Below are 7,754 nucleotides of genomic sequence, written 5' to 3'. Positions count from 1 at the left end.
CACGTTGGATACCATTCGCTTACCTACCGCGATTCAAAGGGAGATTACTCCGACCGCCGCGTAGTGGTGAACGTTCTGGATGACGAATATTTCCAAGGCTTTTGCTTGAGCCGCAATGCCACCCGCACCTTTCGTCTTGACGTATTGTTGGAGATGTGACATCCGAGACAACCGGAGAAATCGCCCAATATTCCGTTGGGCCGACCAAGTTGGACGGGAGCATGCTGGTTTGCGCTGACTCAAAGCGCTGATTTGTGTTGAACCGCAAACAGCGCCGCCATGCAGACCTCACGCGGTGCGCTGATCAACAGGACTTTATGCGGGCGGGTGCTGCCGCTGACCAAACAGGACAAGGCAGCATCGAAAGCGTCCCGCACCTCATCGCCCCGATTCATGGCGATGTCCGACACGATCTTGGCCGACTCGAACCAGTCGCGGCAGTAGTGGGGATGATGGAAGTAGGGCGCGTCCCGCACTTCGTCGGGGATGCGCCAGTAGCTGGCGGCGATGGCTTCGTTCAAGTCATCGTCGGACAGGGCGGCATATTGGTTCAGGCGGCTAAAGTCCATGTGAGCGCTCCGGCATTTGGATGCGCCTACTGTAGCCGCGCCGGCCGCCTGGCGGCGGGCTGCGCTGTTGTGCGGGCACCGGCCACAACATCCGCTCAAAAAATAAGCGCCTCCAGTGAGAGGCGCTTTGTCATTGCCCTGACGGCGGTTGCGCACAGGGTTATCCACTGGCGATGGTGGACGGCCCTATGCGGACTGCTGAAGTTCCTTCAGCGCGGACCGAGCCAGGAAGCCGGAGCGACTGTCGTACTCAGGATGGGCGCCAACAAAGTCATCAATGCGGCGGATCAGGTTTGCCGGGAGCGTGACATTGATCTTGGTGGCCTTGCCCAAATAGCGGGTAATGTCCACCTCCACCACTGCCCAGATAAAGCCCTGGTACTCAGGATTGGCGGAGTGGGCCTGCACCGTCCAGCAGTGGGGATGATGGCGTCGTCCTCGTCCAGCCCCTCCAGGTGCAGGTCGATGGCCTCTTTTGCGCTGCTCATGGCTTCATCCAGGGTATCACCCGCGGAGAAGCATCCTGGGATATCTGGCACGATCACGCCGTAGGCGTGGTCGGTGTCGCCCGGCTCGATGGCGATTGGAAACAACATGGTCTTGGTTCCCTTGGTTGTAGCGGGCTGATGCTTGGCAGGAAAGCCAACCCTTGCGGGGCTGGCTGCTTCATCACTTCAATCCGGCTTGTTTCAGCATGCTATTCCACGTTCCGATTTTGTAATCTTTGGTGGGATGCTTGACTGTTACTCGGCCGGGTTTGGTGGGATGCTTGAACTGGTGGTGACTACCCTTGCAGGCAACTTCAAACCACCCGTCATCCATCAGCATCCTTATGAACTCCCGACTATTCATCCTGCCCTTGTTTCGTTGTTGATGGGGTTACTATAACCCTGAGAGGGTGGCGTGTCAATAACTCTGGGGTTATTTATCATCCGACCACATCTTCCAGCCGCGCCTCCAGCTCCAGCGCGGTGGTGTAGCCGCCACTGCCAGCTGATGCGTGATCATCTTCAATACCCTGCCAGTGATTTGGATGGTTGGTTTTATGGGTTGGTGTGTGACAGAAGATGCTGAGGTGGTGACGATCAATCCGATTGGGCACAGCTTTTATGGTATTGGGGTGTGTCAAATGAAAATTGCCGTTAACTTGTAAAAGTTAACGGCAATTTTCATAACCAATCTGTGTGGTTTTTTTGGGGGTTCACGCTTGTTTTTGACGTTTTTTCTTCATGGTTTCAAGGGTCACATTGCCCAGCGCTCCGCTGTCCAAATTCGCGCCAGATGGCTCAGTGATGTAGCGGTTATAGGGAGGCTGAGCGCCGGCAGGGCTGAAGTTTGAACTATTTTCTTTTGATCCCCAGGGACAATCCCAAGTATATGTGCCAACCTTGGTTGATCCATCATAAATATCAAAAGACCCCTCAGTGCCAGATGAGGCATTTTCACGGCCGCAAGCATAGATTGTGTAAGTGTCGTCTTCAGTAATTACTTGGCCTTCGATTTGACTGGCTGGAATTTCCTCGTCTTTATTGCCTTCTGCATAGAACTTACCCCAGGAATGGGCCACATTTTTGATAGTAACTGTATAGTTGTCAGGAACAATCGTAATTGCCACCCACTGAGCATAGGCCATGGTAAATCCTTAAGAATAGTTGGAAAAGTCATGTGGGATTGATACCCCTGAACTTTTATAGATCATGCTGTTTGATTATGCTGTAAGTGTATGTATTATACTGTACTAATTGGCAGGTTTTGTCATGGTCCTGCATTAGGTGCTTCAGTATCTAAATATTGATTCCGTTCTGAGTTGCACTCAGATGTCAATTTCGATTTGGAAAACCCATAAAGAAGTTTCATTAAGTTAGTCGATACTTTTCAGCCTTGCCTCCAGCTCCAGCGCCGTGGTGTAGCCGCCGTCTCCCAGCTGGTGGGTGACTTTCTTCAATACCCAGCCGGTGGCGTCGATGACGGGCTTGAAGCCTTGCACCTGGGCCGGCAGCTCGGGGAATAGCTCCGGGCAGCCTTCGGCCAGGGTGATGGAGAATTCCGCTACGCCGCGCTGCAGCTTTTGCCAGGCGGCCTTGGCACCTTGCAGGGCAGTCGCCTCGCTGACGTAGACATGGCGCAGCACCTTCACGTTTTGGCTGCTCGGCTCCATCCCTTTCTGCTGTATCGCCGTCAGCTTGGTGCGCTTGCTCTTGCGGCCGAGCTTGGTGACGGCGGCGCGGCGTTCAAACTTGGTGTTCGCGTCCACGATCACCTCGCCCTTTTTCGCGCCGCGCACGTCATGCCAGTAGGCTTTGACGGCGGTATAGGCGTTGCGGTCGGCGACATTGAAGCGGTGGTTATCGCCGCTCCGGCGGCTGATCAGGCAGGCGGGGAAGGGGCGGCCGGTGACGGTTTCGGCGTCGCCGGCTTTGCAGAAGATCAGCCGACCGGCCTTCACGGTGGCGATGGCGTCGTACTGCTTGGCCAGGCGGGTCAGCAGATTGGCGTCGCTCTCGCTGGTCTGGTCGATATGCTCCACCTTCTGCCTGGCCAGCCAGGCGGGGATGGCCGGCGTCAGGCCGTTGGCCTTGGCGATGGCCTGCACGATGGCGCCCAAGGTGGTCTTGTGCCAGCTCTTTTCCCGCTTGGTGGCGATGCCGGCGCGCAGATCGGTGGCGCGGGCGCGGAGGGTGAGGGTGTCCGGCGCCCCGGTGTATTCCACCTCGTCAACGATGTAGCTGCCCTTGTCCACCAGCGCCTGGCCGGCCCAGCCGATGGCCACGCTGACGGTGACGCCGCGTTCCGGGATGTCCAGCTTGCCGTCGCTGTCGTCCAGCACGATATCTAGCTGGTCCGCCTCGAATCCGCGGTTGTCGGTCAGGCTCAGGCTGATCAGCCGTGGCTCCAGCTTGGCGGTGATGTCCTTGCCGGATAGCACGATGCGGCAGGCCGGCCGCTTGGGCTGGCCTAGCGCGCCGCCGATGCCGCCCAGGGTGTCGCCCAACATGTCACCGACGCCGCCCAGCATGTCGGCGCCCTGTTGGTAGAGCTGGCCGCCGGCGCCGGCCGCGTCGTCTATCAGGCTCATGCCGCCAGCTCCAGCACGCTGCGGGTGAGCGCGCCCAGGGCGTCCAGCAGGCTGTCGTCGGTGCGCTTCAGCGACAGGGTGAAGTCGATGCAGCGCGCCTTGCCGTCGCTGAAAAACTCTTGTCGGGAAACCTCCAGGCTTTCCACCACGAAGAAGCCGTATATGGTGCCGGTGCCTTCGATCAGCGGCCAGGCTTTGCCCTGGTCCGCCATCAGCTTGAGCAGGGATAGCGCGGTGTCGCCGCCGGTCAGCTCCGGCATCAGCCTGCCGGACAGGGTAATGGTTTCCTCGTCCACGCCCAGGAACTGATAGGACGGCCGCGCGCCGACGCGGCTATTGGACGGCCAGCGCCAGCCGTAGCGCTGTTTGAAATCCTGATAGGGCAGGGTGTCCATCATGAAGACGAACAGCCCCAGCGCCATCATCGGCAATTTGATCGGGCCAAGGGATAGCATTTAGTCGAAGTCTCCCAGGCGGCTGCGCTGGCGCGCGGCCTGTTGGTTTTGGGCATTGGCCAGCGCCTGCGCTACTTGGCGTTGCACCAGCGCGGCCAACTGCTGCTCGTTCATGCCGGGCGCGGCGTGAATGGTGATGTTGAAGCTGGCCGGCGCGGCGACGGCCGGCGCATGGGCGCGCAGCGGCGGGCGGGTGTCCAGCTGGCCGGCCATCGCCGGCGCGGTGGCCAGCACCATGCCGGCGCCGGCGGCGGTGATCTTCTTCGCCGCGGACTGCACGGCGGCCAGCGGCCCGGCCTGGCCTTTGTCGATACCCTGTTCCAGCCCGGCCATGGTGTAGCCACCGATGGTGGCGAACACGCGGGACGGCGAATGGATGTCCAGCTTCTTGCGCAGCCATTCCGGCAACAGCTCGCCCACGCCCAGGATGGCGTCCTTGACCCACACGATGCCCTTTTTGATGCCGCTGACGATGCCGGACATGATGTCCAGGCCCACTGTCACGAACTTGGCGGCCAGCTCCGCGCCGATGACGATCAGCCCCGCCAACATTTTGCCGAAGCCCTTGCCGGCGCCGGCGGCCTTGTCCAGGCTTTCCTTGCTGGCGTCCACTGGTCCCAACAACTTGGATACCCATTCCCATGCGGTCTTGAATGCGCCGACCAGCCAGTCCCATACCGGGCGCAACGGTTCCAGCGCCGGGCCGATGGCGGCAAAGACTTGATCGAATATCGCCCCCAACGGTGCCAGCCCTTCTTTCAGCCCCTCCCAAAAGCCGCTGAACCATGCCTTGATTGGTTCCCAATACTTGTAGATGAGCAGGGCGGCTAGGCCAATGACTAGACCGATGGGGTTGGCCATGGCCAAGCGGCCGACGAATATCAGCGCCTGGCCAATGCCCATGACGGCGCTCACCGCGCCGGACGCCGCGGCGGCCAGGCCACCGCCGATCAGCTTGCCGCCGCCCTTGAGGCCATCCATGGCCATGCCTTTGACGCCGCGGGTTTTGATGTACTGCGTTACCGCGCCGAGTTTTGACCCTGCACTGGCGCGCGCCAGCGCCAGCTGGGCGGCAACGGCGCGCCACAGTGCGGCGGTGTACTTATAGACGGCGAGCTTGCCGGCCTTGAACTTGTTGCTGACGTTGCTGGCCAGTTCGCGGCTTTTGCTGATGCTGGCGCGCATCGCCGCCGGCAGGGTGGTTTTCAGGCCCTTGGTCATTTCCCACAGCCGTTTCAACGGCTCGCGCGGGTTGGAATTGCTCCAGGCGGTGGCGATGACCTGGCCGGCGCCCTTGGCCGCTTTCGCCGCGGTGGCCCAGCCTGCCTTCATCGCATGGCCAGTCTTGCCGGCCGCGCCGCCCAGCCCGCCGAAGCGCGCGGCCAGGCCGCCGGCGCGAATGCCCAAGGTGGACAGGCTGAGGTGGGCCAGCGCGAGCGGGCCGAGTAGTGCCGCAATCGCCAATGCCAGTCCGCCCACGGCCAACAGGGCGATGCCAGTGAAGGCGGTGACACGCATCAGGGTATTGGCCAGCTCGGGGTTGGCCTTGGCCCATCCGCTCAGCCGTTCCGACAGTTGGCCAATCCATTCGACGGCGGCCTTTGTTTCCGGCGCGATGGCCTCGCCGAATTTGACCATCGCGTTGGTGAAGGTGCCGGACGCGGCATCCCATAGGTTTTTTAGGGTGCCCAGCTGTAGATTGACGCGTTCCTGCAGGCTGGCTTGCTCGGCCAAGTTCTGAACCACATCGTCGTAACCGCCTTTGCCCTTCTCGATGATCTTGGATATGACCTCACTGGTTTCTTTGTCAGTGCCGAAGATGTCCTGCAGCACCGCGATGCGGTTGACGGTGTCTAATTTTTTCAGCTGGCTCAGCCTAGCCATCATCTTGTCCAGGCCGCCGAACTCACCTTTGTCGTTGGTGAAGTCAAGATCCAGCGCAATGCCTTTTTCCTTCCGCAAGGCTTTCTGGACTTTTTTGATTTTGTCCACGTTCAGGCTGGCGGCGATGACTTTGCGAATGGCGTTGCCGGCGGACTCGCCGCGCATACCAGCCTGATCCATCATCACCACGAACGGCGCGAAGGCTTTCGCCCCTTCCAGCCCTTTAACCTTCACCATGTCCATGGCGGCGCCCAAGCCCTTGTAGGCTTCCAGCATGTTGGTGGAGTCCACGCCGGCATAGAAGCCGCGCTGGATCATATCCACCAAACCCATCATGTCTTTTTCGCTGGTGCGGGTGGCGTCTTGAAGCTTGGCCGTGAACTCGGCGGCGGCCTCTGGCGTCATCTTCAGCTGCACGCCCAGGTAGGCGGTGGCTTCACCCAGGCCGCCTAGCACCGCCTTAGCGCTCATGCCCTGGCGCTGCAACATCGTCATCATGTCCTGAAAGTCGGAAGTCGTACCGGGCAGGCGGTCGCCCAGCTTTTCCGCCAGGCGGTTGATTTGCTCGAATTCCGGCGGGACCACGCCGCCAGCGCGCATCATCGCGCCTTTCAGCTGAGTGGCGCTGTCTTCTGCTTGGGCAAACGCCATTACCGGCGCAGCCATGGTTGCGCCGATGACCGCGCCGCCGGCCAGCATCTTGCCACCTGCGCCGGCTACCTTGTCGCGGGTCGCCATGGTTTTGGTGTAACGCTCCTGGGCGGCGATTAGCCGCTGTTGGCGTTGGTTCGCCCGCTCAAGGGCGGCTTGTTGCTTTTCAAGTGCGGCAGTGGCTTGGCTGATCTGTCCCTTAAGCTTGGCTTGTGCGGAGGCAAAACCCGTGGATTGAATGCCTGCGGCCATTAACCCGCGGCGCATCTGCTCCAGTTGCTCAGTTTCCTTTCCATGTTGAGTCTTGAGCGATTTGGAGGTTTTTATCGCTTCTTCAAATTCTTTCGATAGCTCCTTGATAGGCTTTTCTGCGGCTTCCGCAGCCTTCTTCAAAGCGTCCATTCCTCTCATGTCTTGCTTGATTTGCAAGCCGGAAGTTCGCTTTTGATTTTGGAGCGAACCAATCTTCTTTTCGATTTCGTGGATGTTTTCCAATCGCCGATGCTGCTCTGCGATTAATGCATTACGTTGCTTTGCTATGGTTCCCGACGGGTCTCTTTCGGCCTCAATGCGCAATGCCTTTATCCGGTTCACAGTGTAGGCATGCTCACCATTTCTCACGGCCAATAGCGCTTTCTCTGCCGAGATTTGCTTGCTCGCCTCCTTGTGGAGTGCCTTCATGTTCTCAAGCGCGGCTTTGGCTTCTTGATGGCGGGCGATGGTCGGATTGCCTATCGCTTCGGCCTCTTTCATCTGGCGTGCCAGCGTGTTGACTTGCTTCTGGTTGTCTTCCAGCGCCTTGGTGGACTCCAGTACTTTCCGCTTGAAGGAGGCAAAGCTGCCGATTTGCTCTTGAGTTTTGTCCAGAGCCTTGAGCTGGTCGCGGCTTTGCTTCACGGCGCGCGCCAGCTCCTTGTTGCCGGCCATCGCTTGTTTCAAGGGCCGGGTCAGCTTGTCCACGGCGGCGAGGACGACTTCCAGTTTTAGCTTGCTCATTCGTCGGCGTTTCCTGATCGAAGGCGGGCGCGCTCGCGCCAGCTGGCCAGCTCGGCCAGCGGCATGGCGTCATAGGCGGCGGGCGGCCAGTGGAACACGGTAGCAATGTCGGCGATGGCGTCG

8 protein-coding genes and 1 pseudogene are annotated in these 7,754 nt (G+C 59.8%); all 9 read right to left on the bottom strand.

Annotated features, from left to right (window positions below; genetic code table 11):
* Positions 1 to 239: 239 nt before the first annotated feature.
* Positions 240 to 569, bottom strand: coding sequence for a hypothetical protein (locus BI344_RS12225; protein WP_071113222.1), 330 nt, complete (start codon positions 567 to 569; stop codon positions 240 to 242).
* A gap of 186 nt (positions 570 to 755) precedes the next feature.
* Positions 756 to 1,165 (bottom strand): annotated as a pseudogene (locus tag BI344_RS12220) (type II toxin-antitoxin system HicB family antitoxin).
* Positions 1,166 to 1,238: 73 nt separating this feature from the next.
* Entirely contained in the window at positions 1,239 to 1,421 is a 183-nt protein-coding gene (locus BI344_RS22975; protein WP_071112973.1) for a type II toxin-antitoxin system HicA family toxin, read from the bottom strand.
* A gap of 76 nt (positions 1,422 to 1,497) precedes the next feature.
* Complete coding sequence (locus BI344_RS23915) at positions 1,498 to 1,698, bottom strand: hypothetical protein (protein ID WP_139166947.1); 201 nt, start codon at positions 1,696 to 1,698, stop codon at positions 1,498 to 1,500.
* Between the two features lie 72 nt (positions 1,699 to 1,770).
* Complete coding sequence (locus BI344_RS22970; protein ID WP_083339094.1) at positions 1,771 to 2,202, bottom strand: aegerolysin family protein; 432 nt, start codon at positions 2,200 to 2,202, stop codon at positions 1,771 to 1,773.
* Between the two features lie 228 nt (positions 2,203 to 2,430).
* On the bottom strand, positions 2,431 to 3,645 hold the full coding sequence (locus BI344_RS12215; protein WP_241499334.1) for a phage late control D family protein: 1,215 nt from the start codon (positions 3,643 to 3,645) through the stop codon (positions 2,431 to 2,433).
* A complete protein-coding gene (locus BI344_RS12210) occupies positions 3,642 to 4,100 on the bottom strand; it encodes a phage tail protein (protein WP_204378124.1) in 459 nt (152 codons plus the stop codon). The genes BI344_RS12215 and BI344_RS12210 overlap by 4 nt, the downstream gene beginning before the upstream one ends.
* Positions 4,101 to 7,631 (bottom strand): phage tail tape measure protein, encoded by a 3,531-nt coding sequence (locus BI344_RS12205; RefSeq protein ID WP_071113221.1) that lies wholly within the window; start codon positions 7,629 to 7,631, stop codon positions 4,101 to 4,103. It lies immediately after the preceding gene.
* Positions 7,628 to 7,747, bottom strand: a complete 120-nt coding sequence (locus BI344_RS22965; protein ID WP_083370194.1) for a GpE family phage tail protein — start codon at positions 7,745 to 7,747, stop codon at positions 7,628 to 7,630. The genes BI344_RS12205 and BI344_RS22965 overlap by 4 nt, the downstream gene beginning before the upstream one ends.
* Between the last annotated feature and the right edge of the window lie 7 nt (positions 7,748 to 7,754).

Source organism: Chromobacterium sphagni (assembly GCF_001855555.1).
In the GTDB taxonomy this organism is placed as follows: Bacteria; Pseudomonadota; Gammaproteobacteria; order Burkholderiales; family Chromobacteriaceae; genus Chromobacterium; species Chromobacterium sphagni.
The sequence above is the reverse complement of the archived record's forward strand: the minus strand, read 5'-3'. Positions and strand labels throughout refer to the sequence as shown.

Excerpts from the sequence above, each read along its gene's own strand:
- BI344_RS22970 (WP_083339094.1), bottom strand. The coding sequence starts at position 2,202 with ATGGCCTATGCTCAGTGGGTGGCAATTACGATTGTTCCTGACAACTAT.
- BI344_RS12225 (WP_071113222.1), bottom strand. The coding sequence starts at position 569 with ATGGACTTTAGCCGCCTGAACCAATATGCCGCCCTGTCCGACGATGAC.
- BI344_RS12210 (WP_204378124.1), bottom strand. The coding sequence starts at position 4,100 with ATGCTATCCCTTGGCCCGATCAAATTGCCGATGATGGCGCTGGGGCTG.
- BI344_RS12205 (WP_071113221.1), bottom strand. The coding sequence starts at position 7,631 with ATGAGCAAGCTAAAACTGGAAGTCGTCCTCGCCGCCGTGGACAAGCTG.
- BI344_RS12215 (WP_241499334.1), bottom strand. The coding sequence starts at position 3,645 with ATGAGCCTGATAGACGACGCGGCCGGCGCCGGCGGCCAGCTCTACCAA.
- BI344_RS22975 (WP_071112973.1), bottom strand. The coding sequence starts at position 1,421 with ATGAATAGTCGGGAGTTCATAAGGATGCTGATGGATGACGGGTGGTTT.